The organism is Streptomyces sp. 71268 (genome assembly GCF_029392895.1).
Taxonomy (GTDB): Bacteria; Actinomycetota; Actinomycetes; order Streptomycetales; family Streptomycetaceae; genus Streptomyces.
In genome coordinates, this window is the sequence record NZ_CP114200.1 from 5,772,602 (window position 1) to 5,791,554 (window position 18,953).

At 75.2% G+C, this 18,953-nt stretch carries 13 protein-coding genes; 12 read left to right on the forward strand and 1 reads right to left on the reverse strand.

Going from position 1 to position 18,953, the window contains the following annotated elements; all coding sequences use genetic code 11:
* Positions 1–147 precede the first annotated feature (147 nt).
* From OYE22_RS22940 to OYE22_RS22970, 7 genes are all read left to right on the forward strand, one after another.
* The gene (locus OYE22_RS22940) at positions 148–786 is read left to right on the forward strand and encodes a peptidase inhibitor family I36 protein (protein ID WP_277322155.1); all 639 of its coding nucleotides are present in this window, start codon (positions 148–150) and stop codon (positions 784–786) included.
* Between the two features lie 106 nt (positions 787–892).
* A complete protein-coding gene (locus tag OYE22_RS22945; protein WP_277322156.1) occupies positions 893–1,306 on the forward strand; it encodes a hypothetical protein in 414 nt (137 codons plus the stop codon).
* 338 nt (positions 1,307–1,644) lie between these two features.
* Positions 1,645–4,707 carry an AAA family ATPase gene (locus tag OYE22_RS22950; RefSeq protein WP_277322157.1) on the forward strand — a complete coding sequence of 1,021 codons (3,063 nt, stop codon included), beginning with the start codon at positions 1,645–1,647 and terminating at the stop codon, positions 4,705–4,707.
* 268 nt (positions 4,708–4,975) lie between these two features.
* A complete protein-coding gene (locus OYE22_RS22955; protein WP_277322158.1) occupies positions 4,976–6,748 on the forward strand; it encodes a S8 family serine peptidase in 1,773 nt (590 codons plus the stop codon).
* 408 nt (positions 6,749–7,156) lie between these two features.
* Complete coding sequence (locus tag OYE22_RS22960) at positions 7,157–8,965, forward strand: S8 family serine peptidase (protein WP_277322159.1); 1,809 nt, start codon at positions 7,157–7,159, stop codon at positions 8,963–8,965.
* Positions 8,966–9,334: 369 nt separating this feature from the next.
* Positions 9,335–11,017 (forward strand): FAD-dependent oxidoreductase, encoded by a 1,683-nt coding sequence (locus OYE22_RS22965; RefSeq protein ID WP_277322160.1) that lies wholly within the window; start codon positions 9,335–9,337, stop codon positions 11,015–11,017.
* A gap of 27 nt (positions 11,018–11,044) precedes the next feature.
* A complete protein-coding gene (locus tag OYE22_RS22970) occupies positions 11,045–11,425 on the forward strand; it encodes a hypothetical protein (protein ID WP_277322161.1) in 381 nt (126 codons plus the stop codon).
* A gap of 136 nt (positions 11,426–11,561) precedes the next feature.
* Here OYE22_RS22970 and OYE22_RS22975 read toward each other — a convergent pair whose 3' ends face one another.
* Complete coding sequence (locus OYE22_RS22975; protein ID WP_277322162.1) at positions 11,562–12,956, reverse strand: cytochrome P450; 1,395 nt, start codon at positions 12,954–12,956, stop codon at positions 11,562–11,564.
* 1,099 nt (positions 12,957–14,055) lie between these two features.
* On the opposite strand from OYE22_RS22975, the gene OYE22_RS22980 reads away from it, so the two are divergent.
* The 5 genes from OYE22_RS22980 to OYE22_RS23000 all read left to right on the forward strand — a co-directional run bounded on the left by OYE22_RS22980 (position 14,056) and on the right by OYE22_RS23000 (position 18,952).
* Positions 14,056–15,105: a UbiA family prenyltransferase gene (locus tag OYE22_RS22980; RefSeq protein ID WP_277322163.1), complete on the forward strand. Its 1,050-nt coding sequence runs from the start codon at positions 14,056–14,058 to the stop codon at positions 15,103–15,105.
* A complete protein-coding gene (locus tag OYE22_RS22985; RefSeq protein WP_176161719.1) occupies positions 15,092–15,334 on the forward strand; it encodes an acyl carrier protein in 243 nt (80 codons plus the stop codon). The genes OYE22_RS22980 and OYE22_RS22985 overlap by 14 nt, the downstream gene beginning before the upstream one ends.
* A 40-nt stretch (positions 15,335–15,374) precedes the next feature.
* Positions 15,375–16,580 carry a beta-ketoacyl-[acyl-carrier-protein] synthase family protein gene (locus OYE22_RS22990; protein WP_277322164.1) on the forward strand — a complete coding sequence of 402 codons (1,206 nt, stop codon included), beginning with the start codon at positions 15,375–15,377 and terminating at the stop codon, positions 16,578–16,580.
* Positions 16,581–16,712: 132 nt separating this feature from the next.
* The gene (locus OYE22_RS22995) at positions 16,713–18,143 is read left to right on the forward strand and encodes a beta-ketoacyl synthase N-terminal-like domain-containing protein (protein WP_277322165.1); all 1,431 of its coding nucleotides are present in this window, start codon (positions 16,713–16,715) and stop codon (positions 18,141–18,143) included.
* The gene (locus OYE22_RS23000; protein WP_277322166.1) at positions 18,140–18,952 is read left to right on the forward strand and encodes an alpha/beta fold hydrolase; all 813 of its coding nucleotides are present in this window, start codon (positions 18,140–18,142) and stop codon (positions 18,950–18,952) included. The genes OYE22_RS22995 and OYE22_RS23000 overlap by 4 nt, the downstream gene beginning before the upstream one ends.
* Position 18,953 lies beyond the last annotated feature (1 nt).

Consider the following 18,953-nt stretch of genomic DNA (forward strand, 5'->3'; position numbering starts at 1 on the left):
CCCCGCTCGAACCTCTGTCGGAAGGATTTCAAGGTTTCAATTCTCGTCTGGTCAATGCATTGTTTTATGGAGAGGGTTTGATCGACAGTGCGCACTCGCACTCGCGCCGCCATTGCTGTTACTGTATTAACCCTTGTAACAACGGGGATGGCTGTTACCCCCGGTTTTGCCGAAGACTCCGCCCCCGACGGCCCGGAGGCCAGCTCGAGCGTGCTCACGCCTGAAGAGGAGGCGCAGGTCCACGAAGAGGTGGAGAACGCACCGCAGGTCTACATGTACTACAAGGGAGAAGCGATCGACCCCGCCTCCGCGGATCTCGGCGGCGCTCAGGTGTGCGCTGAGGTGTCAGAGGACGGCACGATGCAGTGCTTTGACACACCAGAGGAGTCCAACGAGTACCTCGCTCGACATGCCCCTACGGAGGAGGCCAGGCGTGGCGCGGCAACAGCGGCGCCGGCCACGCGTGCCCGGTATGACTCTTGCCCCAACAACTGGGTGTGTCTGTGGCAGCATGCCGATTATCAGGGGCGACGTCTCCAGTGGCCCTGGTACAAGACGGCGAAAACCCGCCACCTTGACCAGTACAGCCCTAGCTTCCGAGACAAGGCGTCCTCGGCCTACATCAACCGGGTGCAGCGCGGGATAACCCTCTACGACTTCCGTACCGGTCTGCCTGACCCGAAGCTTATGCTCGCCTCTGGGTACAGCCTGTGGCCGAACTTCAAGAAGTACTCGTACACCTACGGTGGAAACTGGAACGACAAAGCGGACGCCATCAAGTTCTGAGCCGTATACATGCCACGCCACGCCACGCCACGCCCCGGCCTTGCGCCGGGGCGTGGCCCGCCTGACAAGGAGTCGCGCCCAAATGCGCACACACTTAGCATGCTCCGTGACCCCCGTCCTCGGAACGCTCCTCGTCATCGGCCTCACGACCGGTTGCGAGTGGACCGAAACCACGCCCGAGAGTTCCTCGCGCATCCAGGAGGTTCTTCCCGCCGACCCGGACAAGGCGCGGTCGAAGAAGAACGGTGCTGACTTCCGTGCCTGGGTCGATGACAACGGAACAGCTCTCCAGCGCGAGGCCGCAACCCGCGTGCTGGACATCCTTGGGGAATGGGACGCCAATACCGGCAACGCGTACATCTCCACGGACATCAACGGGGGCCTGACGCCGGTGGAGGACAGCATGGCCTCGGCCACTGCGCTCGCCGAGGCGTTCGACAAGTGGAAGGACTCGAAGCGGGGCTTTGTCTCGGTGTACGACGTGGCGGGCAACGCGCTGATCGCCAACTACGAGTTCTGACGGAAGGCGGCCCGCCCATCGAGCGCCCTACCAGGGCCACGAGGCGCACATATCGCCGGGCTTGGTCCGGACCGGAGGTCTCCGTTCCCGACGTTGTCGCCGGTCGTGGTGTGCGTTCCCTTGCCGCGACGGCCCGTGGAACGTAGCTTCACGGTCACCGCGGTGACCGAATGGCGATGTGCGCGCCACGCGTGACGGCAGGCAGAAGAGGGGCCGGGCTCGCGGCAGCCCGGGAGGCCGGCAGTGGGCCGGCCGTCGGGCTCGGCCGGGTGACGAGGGCGCGCCCGGGTCGGCCGGCCACCACGGCCTCGGCCTTCCCTCGGGCACGGAGTTCCCTCATGACCAGTTCCGTCCTACGTCGCCTCGGCGCCCCGTTCCTCGTCGGGCGCACCGACGAGTTCCGTACGCTGCTCGACGCGCTGACCCGCCCGCCCTCGGTCGCCCTCGTCGAGGGGGAGGCCGGGATCGGCAAGACCCGGCTGATCCGCGAGACGCTGGAGGCGCCGGCCATGCGGGGCCGGCACGTCCTGCTGGGCGCCTGCCACCCGCTGCGCGAGCCGTTTCCGTACGGACCGTTCTTCGACCTGTTGCGGCAGCTCGAAGGGCGGGTGCTGGGCCGGCTCGGCGCGGTGTGCGGCGCGCTGCGGCCCTACCTCCCCGAGTTGGCCGACGCCCTGCCGCCCGCGCCGGAGCCCCTCCAGGACCACCGGGCCCGCCAGCACCGGCTGTTCCGGGCCGTACGCGCGCTGCTCGCCTCGCTCGGGCAGGTCGTCGTGGTCGTGGAGGACCTGCACTGGGCCGACGACGGCACCCGCGACCTGGTCCGCTTCCTCATCGACGAGCCGCCGCCCGGGATGGCGACCGTGCTCAGCTACCGCCGCGAGGACCTGCCGGGCGCCGGCCTCCCGCTGGGCCGCGCCTACCGGCACCCGCCCGGCACCACCTCCGTCCTCATCCGGCTCCGGCCGCTGGACGTGTCGGCCGTGGGCAGCCTCACCGCCGCCATCACCGGGAGCACGGCCGTCCCCGCCCAACTCGCCGCCGAACTACACGAACGCACCGCTGGCATCCCGTTCGTGCTGGAGGAGGTGGTCCGTGGCCTGGCCGCCAGCGGCTTCCCGGCCGGCTGGAACGCCGGGCGCGACACGCTCGACGCGATGGAGGTCCCCACGCTGCTGCGCGAGGCGATGGCGGACCGGATGGCCGCCCTGACGCCGCCGGCGGTGGCCGTGGTGCGCGCGGCGGCCGTGCTGCGCATCCCCGCCACGGAGGACCTGATCGCCGCCGTCGCGGCGGGCGAGCCCGGCCTCGACGGCAGCGTGGGTGACACGCCGTACGCGGACGGGGCCGGGCTCGGGGGCGGGGCCGACGCGGGCGGCGGGATCAGGGAGGCGTTGCTCGCGGGCGTGCTCTACGACGTCGGTGACGACCGCTACGGCTTTCGCCACCCGCTCGCCCAACAGGCGGTCTACGGCTCCCTGCCGGGCGTGGACCGGCGGCGGCTGCACCGGCGCGCGATGGCTCGGCTCGCCGCCGCCGAGCCGCCGCCGCTGGTCCAACTCGCCTACCACGCGCGGCGGGCCGGCGACCTCGAAGCCTGGCTGCGGCACGGCTCGGAGGCGGCCGAGGCCGCCAGGGAGCTGGGCGACACCGCCGTCGCCGTGGAGATCCTTGAGGGACTGCTGTCCGACCCGGAACTCCGCGCCGGCGACCGGGCCCGCCTCGCCACCCAGCTCAGCCGCGTCGCGGTGATCGGCCTCGCCTACCGCAGGGCCGTCGCCCTGCTGCGCCGCATCGTGCTGCACTGCGAGATGCCCGACACCGTACGCGGCGAGATCCGGCTCAACCTCGGGCTGCTGCTCTACAACCAGGCGGGCAACTACGAGCAGGGCCGCGCCGACACCGAGATCGCGGTCGAGGAGTTGCGAGACCACCCGGCGCTCGCCGCCCGTGGCATGGCCGCGCTGGCGCTGGCGAGCTGGGGCGAGCACCCGTACGCCGTCTACCAGCGGTGGATCGTCCGGGCCGAGCGGCTGCTCACCGACCGGTCGGACCCGGCCCTGCGGCTGGCGGTCCGTGGCAACCACGTCACCCTGCGCATGATGGCGGGCGACCCCGCGGCCTGGGCCGAGGCCGACGATCTGGTGGGCGCCGGGCGGAGCGTCGCCGAGCGGCTCCAGGTCGCCCGACTGTCCGGCAACCTCGCCGAGGCCACCACCTGGCTCGGGCACTACGCGGCGGCGGAGCGCTTCCGTCACCAGGGGCAGCGGCTGGCCGCCGAGTGCGGCTCGCCGTGGCTCCAGGGGATCATCGACGGCACCTCGCTGCGCCTGAAGTGGAGCGTCGGCGACTGGCAGGGGCTGGCCGAGCGGGCGCGCCGGCTGATCGACATGGTGCAGGGCGTCTCCGGAATCTCCGCCGACGCGCACCTGGTCCTGGGGCTGCTCGCCGTGGCGCGCGGCGAATGGGAGGAGGCCACCGAGGAGTTGGACGCCGCCGCGCTCGGCGATCCCGCCAACGCTCCCAGCCCCATCCTGGCCGCCGCCTCCGGCGCGATGATCCGGGTGTGGGTGGCCCGAGGCGAACTGGAGGCGGCCCGCGCCGAGGCGGACCGGGCCATCGCCCGCGTCCGGCGCAAGGACATGTGGGTGTGGGGCGCCGACCTCATGCCCATGGCGGTGACCGCGCTCGTACGCTGCGGACGGGTGGCCGACGCGGAGGCGGCGGTCGCCGAGTACGCCGCCGGCATCGCCGACCGCGACGCGCCGCTGGCCACCGCCGCGCTGGCGGCGTGCCGTGGCGTCCTGGCGTACGCGCGGGGCCGGTGCGCGGAGGCCGTCGCCGCCTTCGAGGAGGCGAGCGCGCGGTACGCCGCGCTGCCCAGGCCCTATTCGGCGGCCCGCGCGGCCGAGGCCGCCGTGCGCTGCCGGCTCGCCGCGCCGGACCCGGGCGGGGCGGACCCGCGCGGGGCGGACCCGCGCGGGGCGGACCCGCGCGGGGCGGGCCCCGGCGGGGTGGGCGGCGCGGCCGGCGGGGACCGGGCCGGCGAGGGGACCAGCGGGGCCGGGACGGGAGAGGCGAGTGGGGCGGGGCTGGCGGGCGAGTTGGCGGCGTTGGCCGAGCGGTTCGCCGCCCTGGGGGCCACCCGCGACGCGGCCCGCTGCCGCAGGGTGCTGCGTGGCAACGGTGTCAGCACCCCGTCCCGCCGTGGCCGGCGCGGCTACGGGGACCAACTCTCTCCGCGCGAACGGGAGGTGGCCCGCCTCGTCGCGCTCGGGCACACGAACCGGGAGATCGCGGACGTGCTGTTCCTGTCCCCGCGCACGGTCGAGCAGCACGTGGCGAAGGTGCTCCGCAAGCTGAACGTGGCCTCGCGCGGCGAGGTACCCGGCGCGGGCTGACCCCCGAGGAGCGGAGCCGGACCGGGCCGAGCTCGGGACGGGGCCCTGAGCCTCAGGTCCCGGGCCCGGCTGGCTGGCTGGCCGAGGATACGTACCCCCTACCTACCGCACCACGGATTGTTTGCCGTCCCGTGCGCCACGAGGGTGGGCGCGTCACACGGCGTCGCGCTCTCTCCCATCCAACCCCCCACGCCGGCGCCGGACCCCGGCGCCCGGCCCGACCGCACATATCGGGCCGGGCGCCGTCTCCCCCTCAGAAGGAGCACAGATGTCAGCACGGCAGAGACGGTGGAGCGCGCTGTGTCTGGGCGCGGCCACCGCGACGCTCTTCGCGACGGTCGGCACGGTCCCGGCCGGCGCCGCCGGGGGCGGCGACGCGCGGGGCACGGTCATCGGCGCGGGGCAGCCGGACGCGATCAAGGGTCAGTACATCGTCGCCCTCAGGGGTACCCCCTCGGTCGCCGCCGAGACCCGCGCCGCCGTCGCGGCGCGGGCCGACGAACTGACCGACGCGCACGGCGGCACCGTCCGCGCGGTGTACGCGGCGGCCTTCCGTGGCTTCTCGCTCCAGGCCACCGAGGCACAGGCGGCGCGCCTGGCGGCCAGCCCCGAAGTGCGCTACGTCCAGACGAACAACACCGTGCGGGCCGTGGGCACGCAGCCGAACCCGCCGTCCTGGGGCCTGGACGCGGTCGACGGCAAGCAGGACAAGACGTACACCTACCCGAACCAGGGCGACGGCGTCACCGCGTACGTCGTGGACACCGGGACCGACCTGCGGCACAGCAACTTCGAGGGGCGGGCCAGCAGCGGTTACGACTTCATCGACAACGACGCGGACGCCAGTGACTGTCATGGTCATGGCACGCATGTCGCCGGGACCATCGGCAGCAAGGACTACGGCGTCGCCAAGCAGGCCAAGCTTGTCGCGGTCCGGGTGCTGGACTGCTCGGGTAACGGCTCCACCGAACAGGTCGTCGGCGGCCTGGAGTGGGTGACCAAGAACGCCGCCAAGCCCGCCGTCGCCAACATGAGCCTGGGCGGCCCCAGCGACCAGGCCCTGGACGACGCCACGCAGGGCACGATCGACGCGGGCGTCCCGGTCGCCGTCGCCGCGGGCAACGACTACGGCAAGGACGCCTGCGGCACCAGCCCCGCCCGGCTGCCCGCCGCCATCACCCTGGGCTCCACGGACCAGAACGGCAGCCGCTCCAGCTTCTCCAACCTCGGCCGCTGCCTCGACCTGTTCGCGCCCGGCGGCAACATCACCTCCACCAAGAACGGTGGCGGCTCGACGGGCATGAGCGGCACCTCGATGGCCACCCCGCACGCCGCCGGCGCCGCCGCGCTCTACCTCTCCAGCAACAAGGGCGCCACCCCGCAACAGGTCCGCGACGCCTTGGTCAACAACGCCGACTCCGGCGTCGTCGGCAACCCGGGCAGCGGCTCACCCAACAAGCTGCTCAACGTCACCAAGCTGGGCACCCCGACCGAACCAGGCGCCCCGACAGCGGAATTCGTCGCCTCGTGTTCGGAGGCTGACCTGTCGTGTGAGTTCGACGCGTCGGCGTCGCGGGATACGGATGGCTCGATCGCCGCGTTCGTCTGGGACTTCGGGGACGGTACGGCGGCCAAGGGTGTGAAGCCCGCGCACACGTATGCCAAGGCGGGCTCGTACGAGGTGAGGCTGACGGTCACGGACAACAGCGGGAAGACCGGGACGGTGAGCAAGAAGGTGTCGGTGGGTGCTCCGGCGGGGGAGCCGCCGGTGGCGCGGTTCTCGGTCTCGTGCTGGTACGACGCCTGTGACTTCGACGCGGGGCAGAGCAGCGACAAGGACGGTGACATCGCCTCGTACGCGTGGAAGTTCGGTGACGGGCAGTCCGGTAACGGGGTGACGGCCGAGCACACCTACCCGGCAGGTCAGAAGACGTACACGGCCGAGCTGACGGTCACCGACCGGGCCGGCAACGCGGAGACGGCCACCCGGCAGATCCAGTGCTGGGACATGGGCGGCCGGGCGTTCTGCTTCAACGGCTGAGCCGGCGGCAGACCCGGCCGGCCTGAGTCCAACCCTTCGACCGGCGGCGGGTGCGTCCGGGGCGCGCCCGCCGCACCTCGGGCGCGCCACCTCCCACCGGTCGCGCCCGCCCCGCCGGCCGCGTGCGGCCCACCCCACGCCCGGGCCCGGGCAGCGCGCCACCCCGACGCACCGCCCGGGCCCGGGGCACACCCCGCGTCACAGCCCAGGGCCCCTCGGGACACACACCCACCACACGGCCCGAGGCACAGCCCGCGACCCAGCCTGGGACACACCCCACCACCCAGCCTGGAACACACCCAGCACACAGCCCGGGTCACGGAGGCACCGAGCAGCACCACCCCCACCGGAGCGATCGGCTCACCGGAGTGATCGACCCACCGAGTCGGAGAGGCAGAGGCACACAGGATGCGAACCGCGAGGAAGACCTACCGCTGGTTGACGGCGTGTTGCACGGGGCTCGCCGCCACCGCCGCGCTGGCCATGGCCGGCGCTCCCGCCCAGGCGACCCCGGACGCCGGCGGCGCGGCCACCGAGGGCCGCGTGATCAACGCCGGGGCGCCGGGCACCATCGACGGCAAGTACATCGTCTCGCTCAAGGGCGCGACCTCGCTCTCGGCCACGGCCGAGGCCCAGGTCACGGCCGAGGCGAACCGGCTCACCGACCGTTACGGCGGCACCGCCGAGCGGATCTACAGCGCCGCCCTGCGCGGCTTCTCCGCCGAACTGACCGCCACCCAGGCCAAGCGACTGGCGGCGGACCCGGCGGTGGAGTACGTCCAGCAGTCCCTGATGGTGCGCGCGTACGGTGGCGGCAGCCAGCCGAGCCCGCCGTCCTGGGGCCTGGACGCGATCGACGGCAAGCAGGACAAGACGTACGCCTACCCGGGCACCGGCGCGGGCGTGACCGCGTACGTCATCGACACCGGCGCCCGCTTCTCGCACAGGACCTTCGAGGGCCGCGCCTCGTCCGGCTACGACTTCATCGACGACGACACCGACGCCGCCGACTGCAGTGGTCACGGCACGCACGTGGCCGGCACCGTCGCCGGCAAGGAGTACGGCGTCGCCAAGCAGGCGAAGGTCGTCGCCGTGCGGGTGCTCGACTGCTCGGGCAACGGGCCCGACGCGGACACCATCGCGGGCATCGACTGGGTCATCAAGAACGGCAAGAAGCCCGGCGTCATCAACATGAGCCTCGGTTCCGGTGGTGAGAACGCCGACCCGCAGGGCATGCGGGACGCGACCAAGCGGGCCGTGCAGGCCGGGTTCCCGGCGGCGGTCGCGGCCGGCAACGCCGGCACCGACGCCTGCGGCACCTCGCCCGCCGACACGCCCGAGGCGCTGTCGGCCGGCTCCACCGACAGCAACGGCGGCCGGTCCAGCTTCTCCAACTACGGCCGCTGCATGGACCTGTTCGCACCCGGCGGCAACATCACCTCGGCCAGCCACAGCTCGGACACCGGCAACGCCAACATGAGCGGCACCTCCATGGCCTCGCCGCACGCCGCCGGCGCGCTCGCCCTCTACCTGGAGGCCAACCCGGGCGCGTCCGCCACCCAGGCCACCGACGCGGTGATCGCCGCCGCGCGCGACGGCGTGGTCACCAACCCGGGCAGCGGCTCGCCCAACAAGTTCCTCGACGTGAACAAGCTCGGCGCCCCCGCCGACCCCGGCAAGCCGACGGCGGAGTTCGTGGCCTCGTGTTCGGAGTCGAGTCTGTCGTGTGGGTTCGATGGGTCGGCGTCGCGGGACGCGGATGGGTCGATCGCCTCGTACGCGTGGGACTTCGGTGACGGGAAGACCGGTGAGGGGGTCAAGCCTTCTCACACGTATGCCAAGGCCGGCTCGTACGAGGTGAGGCTGACGGTCACGGACAACAGCGGGAAGACCGGGACGGTGAGCAAGAAGGTGTCGGTGGGTGCTCCGGCGGGGGAGCCGCCGGTGGCGCGGTTCTCGGTCTCGTGCTGGTACGACGCCTGTGACTTCGACGCGGGGCAGTCCAGTGACAAGGACGGTGACATCGCCTCGTACGCGTGGAAGTTCGGCGACGGCCAGAGCGGTACCGGGGTGACGGCCAAGCACACCTACCCGGCCGGCCAGAAGACCTACACGGCCGAACTGACGGTCACCGACCGGGCGGGCAACGCGGGGACGGCTACCCGGCAGATCCAGTGCTGGGACATGGGCGGCCGAGCCTTCTGCTTCAACAACTGAGGCGGCGGCAGCACCACCAGTAGACCGGCGCGTCCCGCGCGGAGGCCACGAGCCCGTGCGGGGCGCGCCCCGACCACCGGGCCGGCCGGGGCGGCACGGCGGTCGGACGCGTGACCGCGTGGGTGGCCGGCCGCTTTCCGGCGGCGGACGGCGTCCCGTCGCTCACCGTCGCGACGCCACCCGCGCGCGGTGCGGGACCCTCCCCCAGGGGTCCCGCACCTTCGCGCGTCCCCTCGTACGCAGGTGGCCGCGCGTTTGTGATCGCGGGGCACGGGTACTCGGGGCGGCACCGCGCGAGCCTGGCCGGGCCGCGGGCGGCGGCGCCGTGCGGGCCCGGCCCGCGCACGGACCGGCCCCGAAGGAGCGCCCATGACGGCCACGACGCCGCTGCCCGGCACCGACGCCTCGTACTGGATGGCCAGCACCCCCGACACCGACTACCCCGGCCCGCCCGATGAGGCCAGCGCCGACGTCGCCGTGATCGGCGGTGGCATGGCGGGCCTGTGCACCGCGTGGGAGCTGGTGCGCCGCGGCCGGTCGGTGGTCGTCCTGGAGGCCGGGCGGGTCGCCGCCGGCGTGACCGGCCACACCACGGCCAAGGTCTCCGCCCTGCACACGCTGCGTTACGCCTCGCTCCGTGACACCCAGGGCCGGCGCGCCGCCGCCCAGTACGCCACCTCGCAGCAGGAGGCCGTGCGCGGCATCGAGCGGCTGGCCGTGGAACTGGGCGTCGACTGCCAGTGGGAGCGCACCGACGCCTACACCTACGCCACCGACCCCGGCCGCGTCGGCACACTCCGCGCGGAGGCCAGGGCCGCGGCCGACGCCGGCCTCGACGCCACGTTCGTCACCGAGACGGACCTGCCGTTCCCGGTCGCCGGCGCGGTGCGGGTCGGCGGCCAGGCACAGTTCCACCCGCGCCGGTTCCTGCTCGCGCTGGCCGAGGGCATCGTCGCGCGCGGCGGCCGGGTGTACGAGCGCAGCCGGGTCACCGGGCTGCACGAGGGCTCGCCGTGCCGGGTGACGACCGAGGACGGGGCCGTCGTACGGGCCCGGCACGTGGTCGTGGCCACCCACTACCCCGTCTTCGACCGGGCCCTGATGTTCGCCCGCCTCGAACCGACCCGCGAACTCGTACTGGCTGCCACCCTCCCCGCCGAGCAGGCGCCGCGCGGCACGTACATCACGCCGGACGACGGCACCCGCTCGGTGCGGACCGCGCCCTGGCCCGACGGGCGGCGGCTGCTCATCGTGACGGGGGAGAAGTTCACGCCGGGCACCGGCGACGGGAACGCGGGCTCGGGCGACGGCGAGGACGGCACGGGCGCCGCGTCCGAGCGGTACCGCCGCCTCGCCGACTGGCTGCGCCAGCACTTCCCGGCCGCGGAGATCACCCACCGGTGGGCGGCACAGGACAACGCCAGCACCGACGGCCTGCCCTACATCGGCCCCTTCCACCCGGGGACCCGGAACGTCTACGTCGCCACCGGCTTCGGCGGCTGGGGCATGAGCAGCGGCGCGCTCGCCGGGACGCTGCTCGCCGACCTGATCTGCGGCGAGCGCCCCGAACACGCCGGCCTGTACGACCCGCGCCGGCTGCACCCGCTGCGCGAGGCGGGCCCGCTGCTGTCCCAGCAGGCGACGGTGGCCCGGCACTTCGTCGGCGACCGGCTGCGCCTCGCGTCCGCCGACGACGTGGCCGCCGTCGCGCCGGGCACGGGCGCGCTGGTGCGGGTGGGGGCCGGCCGGTGCGCGGTCTACCGCGCCCAGGACGGCACCGTGCACGCCGTCTCGGCCCGCTGCACCCACCTGGGCTGCCTGGTCCGCTTCAACGACGCGGAGCACACCTGGGAGTGCCCCTGCCACGGCTCCCGGTTCGCGGTGGACGGCTCGGTCCTCCAGGGTCCGGCCGTGCGCCCGCTGGAGCCGCGCCAGGTGCCGGGCGCCCCGGACGCCGACGCGTCCGAGGCCGACGGGGACGCGGAGGGGAGTGGTGGCGGGGCGGCCGGAGCGGGTGGGGACGACGAGGCCGAGGAGAGTGGTCGGTTTTGAGTCTGCCGCAGCGGCTACCCGACTGCCATGAGCACTGAGCAGAGTTCGGCCGGAGTAGGCGTACACGTTCGCGGTTGCGACTGGGACGACGCGGACGCCGTGTTCCGGGTGTTGCGCGCCGCGTTCCCGGCGACCGCCGCCGACGAGTGGCCCGACGCGGGCCGGCCGGTGGACACCGAGACCGAGCACCCCGTGGTCTGGTCGATGACCGTGGACACCCGCGATCCCGGCGGCTCCGCTCCCCGCGCCGACCTGTCCCAGGCGGTCAGCGTGGACCTCTACGGCACCGAGCCCCCGATCCACCAGGTACGCGACGTCCTCCAGCGGCACTTCGCGGTGAGCGAGGAGAAGGCCGTACCCGGCGACCAGGAGATGGAGGTCCGGCTGCGCCTCGGCCCGGCGGCCTGACCCCTCACCCGTACGGCCCCAGGCCCTGCCGCCTCCCGGCAGGGCCTCACTGGCAGGGTCTCACCGGCAGGGCCCCACGCTCCGACACGCGTCCGGCGCGCTCCTGGCGCACCGCGTCTCCGCGCCGGCGCGCGCACTACGCCCCGGTGCCCGCCCCCGTGCCGGCCCGGACGGTGAACCGCAGCGCGAAGGGGCTGAACTCCGCGGGCAGGGTGCCGTCCCGGCGGGGGCGCGGGGCGTGGGCCGGAGGCTCGAAGGTGTGCCCCTCCAGCAGCGCCGCCAGCCAGGTGCTCACCGTGAGCAGCACGAGGTTGCGGCCGGGGCACTCGGCGGGGCCGGCGCTGAACGGCACCAGGGCCGGCTGTCGCTCGGCCCGCCCGTCGAGCCAGCGCTCGGGCACGTAGCGGTCGCCGTCGGGGCCCGCGGTGTCCGGGGAGCGGTGGAAGTACGGGGTGTGGATGAGGAACGCGGTGCGGGCCGGGACCGACTCGCCCCGCCACCGCGTCGGCTCGGTGCTCTCGCGCAGCAGCAGCGGGGTCGTGGGCCACAGCCGCAGCGTCTCCAGGGCACACGCGCGCAGGAACGGCAGCGTGCGCGGCTGGTCCGGCTCCTGTCCCCCGGCGGCGACCTCGGCTCGGGCCCGCGCCTCGTGCGCCGGGTGCAGGGTGAGCATCGCGAGGGTGCGCAGCGTGGTGATGGCCGCCGCGTCGTAGGCGAACAGCCAGTGCGGGATCTGGCCCACCGCGTCGGCGTCCTCGCTCGCGGGCCGCGCGGTCAGCGCGCCGGCCAGCGTCGTGGGCCCGGCGGCGACCGCGTGCTGCCGCAGCCGGCGCAGGAAGTCGTCCCTGACCCGCCGCTTCCGGGGGAGCAGCACCGACCAGTTGCCGGCCGAGCGCAGCCGGTTCAGCAGGTGGGTGAGCGTCTCGTCGTCGCGGGCGGCGTCGCCGAGGACCAGCCTGCGCACCGTGCGCCACCACGCGGCCCCGAACTCGTCCCAGGTCAGCTCCCCGGTCCGGTCCGTCTGCCGGAGCAGGGCCGCGGCCTCGTCGCGGACGGTGGCGACGATCGAGGGCGCGAGGTGGTGCAGCGGCCGCGGGGTGTCCAGGGCCGCCTCGTTCAACCGGCGCCGCTCCGCGCGCTCGGGCCCCTCGCTGATCAGGGACCCGTGCGGCTGGAACTGGCTGAGGGCGCCGCGCTTCTCCCAGGTGGCGGGCGAGAAGGGAGCGGGCGTCCGGTCGAGGATGTCGCCCACGTCCTCGGGGGCCAGCGGCAGCGCGACGGCGCGCCCGGCGACGCGCAGCAGCAGCGGCCCGTCCCCGTACACGCCGCGCAACCGGGCCATGGTCCGTAGGCCCCGCTGGTCCCAGCGCACCCGCTCGGTGAACGCCATGCCCGCCGGCCGGCGCCTGATGACACCCGCGACCACGGCGGGCAGCAGCAGCGCGCCGACCACCCGGGCGGTGTCCGCAGGGCTCGCCTTCGGCAGGGCGCGGGCGGGCTCGGGGCGTGCCGGGGTGGGGGACGAGGACATGCGGGTCTCCTTCGCGAGGTGCGCGTGGGGCACGCGGTGTGCGGGGTGCTGGGGCGGGGACGCGCGTGGCGCGCGGGAGCGGCGGGGTACGGGGATGGTTCGACTGGCGGCGGCGGGTGGGTGACTGTGGTGGCTGAGGTGACTGGGGCGACTGGTGGGGGCGACGTGACGACGGCGTCGGGTGGGTGACTGTGGTGGCTGAGGTGACTGGTGGGGGCGATGTGACGACGGCGTCGGGTACCCGGACGTAGGGGACGAAAACGCTGGCCGGCCGGGGTCCGCCCGATCGGCGCACAGCGGCGCGGCGCCGGCCGTGCCAGCTTCCTGCCGGGACCGCGCGGCCGACCGCCCCTGGCGGCCCCGTTCCGCCATGCGAGACGGCCACCGGCGGCGCGTCCCGGAGCGCCGATCGCCGGGCGCCGCGCGCCCCGCGCCCGCCACCGGCCACCCGCGCGCACCCGCGTCCCGAACCCACCAACTCCGCCCCGACCAGGGCCGATACACCCGCGCCCGAAGAGTGGTGGACGGTCGGTGAGCGGCGTCGCGGCGCCGGGACGACGGCGGTTCGCGCCGGGCGCGAGCCCCCAGTGCGCGCCCGCGCGCCATGGCAGGGGCCTGTCAGCGAGGCCGATCGCTATTGAACAAGGGTGACCATCCTTTGTAGTTTGCTCGCCACGCCCAGCCGGGCGGATCCGTCCGCGCGCGGCTCACCAGCCGGTGCGCGCGGTCGTACGGCGATGCCACGCGCGGCGCCGCCCCGTGACCGGGGCGCCCGCGGCGCGTACGGGGGACACGAACATGCGAGACGACGACGTCGGCAACGGCAGCGCCGTGCGGCGCGGCCGGCGGCCCGCGCCGGTGGACCCGGCCCCGCGCGAGCGGTAGCGCGTCCCCCAGACGGCCCGGCGGGCCGTCACCCGGCGGGCGCGCCGGCCGCGGTGCCGGCTTCAGGCACCGCTCGGCCCACCCCTGGCGCCCGCCCCACGGCCCGCCAACCCGCCTGCCCCACAGCGGACCTGTCCGCGCACACGTCCGCACCACCCCGAACCCGGAGCGCTGAATTGACCCCAGGCATACCGTCGCCGGCAGGGCCGCCGCCATGGACGTGAGCACCGCCCGTGGCGCGCGGGCACCCCTGCCGCTCCTGGTGCTGCGCGCTTGCAGTTGCCGGTTCGCCGCCTACTACTGGATGGGGTTCCTCGCCGGCCTCGCCGCCGTGGACCACCTCACCGTGGCCCGCGCGCTGGCGGCCGTGCCGATGTGGCTCGCCTTCTGCGTCGGCACCGAGTCCGTCAACCGGATCGCCGACCGCGAGGCCGACGTCGTCAACCGGCCCGAGCGCACCGCCCTGTGCGAGGCGATCGGCTGGCGCCGGCTCACCCGGATCGCCGTGGGCGCCTGGCTGGTCTTCGCGGCCAGCGGCGCCGCGCTGTTCGCGCTGGACCCCGAGCCGGCCTTCGCCGCGATGATCGTCGTGGACATCGCCATCGCCGTCGGCTACTCGATCGGCCCGGCCTTCAAGCGCCACCGCGTCCTCGCGCTGCTCATCCTCGTCATGCCGCTGGTCCTGCCCATGGTCACCGGCTGGGCCACCGCCCCGGACGCCGACGCGCTCGGCTCCCCGGTGCTGCCGGCCGCCGCCGTGCTCGCCACCTTCAGCCTCGGGCTCGCCGGCATCAAGGACATCACCGACGTGGCCGGCGACCGGCTGCTCGGCTACTCCAGCCTGTGGCTGACCGTCGTCGGGTTCGGCCGCGGCGCGGCCGTCTACGCCCTGGTCGTGGCGCCGTTCGCGCTGGACGCCGTGTTCGTCGCGCTGCGCCTGCTGCCGGTCGCCAGCCTGGCCGTGACGCCGTGCGTCGTGGTCTCGGCGTACGTGGTGCGCGGCGCGAGCGCGGCTAAGTCGACCGAGGAGCGGTCGGTGGCGCGCGAGGTGATGCACTCGTACACCTTCCTCTTCCTGGCGGCGTACCTGCTCGCGGCGATGCCCTCGCCCGGCACGGCCGCCGTCGCCGCGCTCGGCGCCTGCCACTGGCTCCTCGCCTCCCGACGCCTGCACTGGGCGCCGGCCATCACCCGGGCCCAACTGCACAGGTGGGCCAAGACCGTTGTTCCGTCGTCTCGCGGGGGCACCGTTGAACGAGTCTGACATCCGTACCGGCGTGCGCGAGGTCTTCGCGCAGGTCCTGGCCACCTCGCCGGAGCAGGTGCCGGTCGACGCCGACCTCTACGACGACCTCGGCGCCGACTCGCTGAACAAGCTTGAGGTCATCGCGCACGTCGAGGCCCGCTTCGGCTGCCGGCTCACCGACGACGAGGCGGCCCTCGGCAACTCCGTCGACAGCCTCGCGCGGTACGTGGGCGGCCATGTCGGCTGACGCCACGCCGAGGGGACGGGCGGCACCGCGGGGGCGAGCCGTGCCGGAGTCGGAGCGGGTGGTGGTGACCGGTCTCGGCGTCGTCTCGCCACTCGGCTGCGACGTGGACCGGTTCTGGCACGCGGTGACCTCGGGGACGGTGGCGACCGGGCCGATCACCCGGTTCGCCGCCGACGCCTACCCCACGCACCTGGCCGCCGAGGTCAGCGCGCCACACCTCACCACGCCGTACGCCGACGACGGCACGCTCACCCCGCGTTCCCTGCGCTACGCCGAGCACGCCGTACGCGACGCCCTCGACTCCTCCAAGGTGCTGCCCGCCACCGACCCGCGCCGGGTCGGCCTGGTCATCGGCACCGTCATGGGCACCCGCCCGCACCTGGAGGAGCTGCGCCGCCGGGGCGCCGACACCGCCACCGACCGCCGCTGGGACGCGCCCGCCCTGCTCGCCTCCTGGCCCGCCGAGCGCTTCGGCCTGCGCGGCCCGCGCCACGTCCTCGCGGCCGGCTGCGCCGGCGGCAACACCGCCATCGGCCTGGCGGCCGACCTGATCGCCAGCGGGCAGGCGGACTGCGTCCTGGCCGGCGGCGTGGACGAGCTGGCCGAGGCCGTCTTCCAACTCTTCACCACCCTGCGCGCCGTGGAGCCGGAGGTCGTACGGCCCTTCGACCGCGACCGGCGCGGCACGATGCCGTCCGAGGGCGCCGGCATCCTCACCCTGGAGTCGCTGGCCCACGCGCGCGCCCGTGGCGCCACCGTCATCGCCGAGCTGCGCGGCCACGCGATGGCCGCCGACGCGCACCACATGACGGCCCCGCACCCGGCCGGCGACGCCCTGCTGCGCTGCGTGGACGAGAGCCTGCGCCGGGCCGGGCTGACCCCCGGCGACGTCGACTACGTCAGCGCGCACGGCACCGGCACGCCCGTCAACGACGCCACCGAAGCGGCCTGCCTCGCCGGCTACTTCGGCGCCGCCGGGGCCCGCCCGGCCACCTCGTCCATCAAGGGCATGCTGGGCCACGCGCAGGGCGCGGCCAGCGCCCTGGAGGCGGTGGCCTGCGTGCTGGCCATCGCCCGCGGTCGGGTGCCGGGCAACCCGACGCTGCGCACCGTGGACGACCGCTGCCGCGACCTGGACCTGGTCCGTGGCCCGGCCCGGGATCTGCCGGTGCGCGTCGCGCTCAGCAACGCGTTCGGCTTCGGCGGCAACACGGCGACGGTGGTGTTCGGCACCCCGACGGACTGACCCACCCCGCCGCCTGGCCCGACCCGCCCGGCCCGGACCCGCGCGCCGCCCGGCCCGCCCCGCCCCCGCCCACCGACGCCGACCGCCCCGCCCGTGGGCCGCGCACCGCCGGAAGACCCCAAGGAGTACGACGTGCCAACGCAGGACACGACCCGGACGAGCCCGGTGCCGGTCACCGGGGTGGGGGTGGTGAGCGCGGCGGGGACCTCGGTCGCCGCGCTGTACGAGGACCTGCTCGCCGGCGCCCGACCGGTCACGGTGCGCGACGTGCCGCTGGTCGCCGGCGCCATCCCGGCCGGCCCGAACTGGCGGCCCGACCAGGACAGCGCCCGCGACGTCGAGGCCGCCCACGTCACCGCGCCCCTGACGCTCCCGCCGCACGTCGACGCCCGGGCCAGGCGCACCATCGGCCGGGACACGGGGCTGCTGCTCAGCGCCGCGCAGGCGGCCCTGACCACCGCCGAGGACGCCCCGGCGACGGCCGAGCCGGGCCAGCCACCCCAGGCCGCGCCGGCCCGGGCCGGCGCGGCGCGGCCCGTACCAGCCTCGTCGCCGCCCCCGCCGCCGGTCCCGCTGCGCGGCGCCGACCCGGCCCGGATCGGCGTCCTCACCGGCACGCTGCACGCCGGGCGCAGCGAGTACGTGGCCATCCACAACCGGGCCGGCGCCGACGCGGGCCCGGTCAACCCGGTCTGGGGCCCGCGGTCCAGCTACAACGCCCCCGGCGCCGCCCTCTCCATCCACCTCGGCCTGCGCGGCCCCAACCTCACCCTGACCTCGGGCGCGGCCGTCGGCCTCGACGCCATCGCGCTGGGCGTCCAGCACGTGCGTACGGGACGCTGCGACGCGGTCATCGCCGGCGGCGTGGACTCGCTGTCGGCCGCGTGCCCACCACCGGCGGCGGACGCGGCAGCCGAGCCCGCCGGGGCACCGGCCGGGGAGAGCGCGGCACCGGCCGGGGAGGGCGCGGCCGTCGTCGTCCTGACCGCCCCGGACGGCCCCGTACACGCCCCGGCCGTGGCCCACGTGTGCGCCACGGCCCGTGCGTACGCCGCCGGAGGCGCGGGTAGGCCGAGCGGCGGGCCGGGGGAGACCGCGTCCGCGAACCCCGAGGCCGTGCCCGGCGCGCCGGACCTCGCCGAGGCGGGCGCCGAGGCCGCGCGCGCGGCGCTGCGGGAGGCCGGCCGGGCCGCGCACGAGGTCGCCGTCGCGGTGACCGTCGCCGCCCCCCACACCCCGGCCGGCGCCGTTGAACGCGCCGCCGTCACCGCCGTGTTCGGGCCCGCGCTGCCCCACCTGACCGCCGCCGGCACCACCGGCACCACGGGCGGCGCCGACGGCGCGCTGGCCTTCGCGGTCGCGGTCGAGGCGCTGACCAGAACCACGGCCCCACCCCCGATCCCGCCAGGCCCCGACAGCAACACCAACACCGACACCAACACCAACACCGCCCCCGCGGCCCCGCTCGCGCTCTGTCTCGGCCTCGACCCGGACGGCGCGGCCACCGCCCTCCTCCTCACCGGCGCCACCCCCACCACGACACCGACGGGAGCCACCCGATGAGGACCGGGCCGGACAGACTGGTGCTGCGCGAGGGCGGACCGTACCGCCTGGTGTGCCTGCCGTACGCGGGCGGCTCGGCCAGGTCGTTCACGCGGCTGGTGCGCCAGGTCACCGAGGACTGGACGGTCGTGGCCGCCCAGCCACCCGCCGCCCACGCCCACGGCACGCCGCCCGACCTGGACGAACTGGCGGACTTCTACGCCGATTTGCTCGCCACCGACCTCGCCGGCCCCGGCATCGTGCTCGGACACAGCCTGGGCGCCGCGGTGGCGCACCGGATGGCCCAGCGGCACGCGCCGAACTGGCCCGCCGACCTGCGGCTGGTTCTGTCAGCCCCACCCCGCCCCGGGCCACCCCGCTACGCGCTGGCCGGCCTCGACGACCACTCGCTGCTCTCGGTGGCCCGCGCCCGGGGCATCGTCCCGGAACTGGAGCTGCCCGACGAGCTGGTGATCCGGCTGCTGCTGCCCGGACTGCGCCGCGACCTGGCGGCGCTCGGCGGCAGGGGCTGGAACCCGGAGCCGGTGGGCCCCCCGGTCCACCTGCTGGGCGGCACCGACGACCCGGTCAGCCCGCCGGCCGTCCTGACGGAGCTGGCAGACCAGTTGGCCGCGCGCGGCACGCGCTGGGTGCCGGGCGGCCACCTGGTCGTGATGGACCAGCCCGAGGCCACCTACGCGGCCCTGCGCAAGATCGCGGGCTGCGCCCCGCTGGCTCGCCCGCGCCCCGCCGCCCCACCCACGGCGGTGGCGGGCACCGCGATCGCGCCGGCCCCGGCCGCCGCCGCACCGAACGCCGACCCCGACTGAC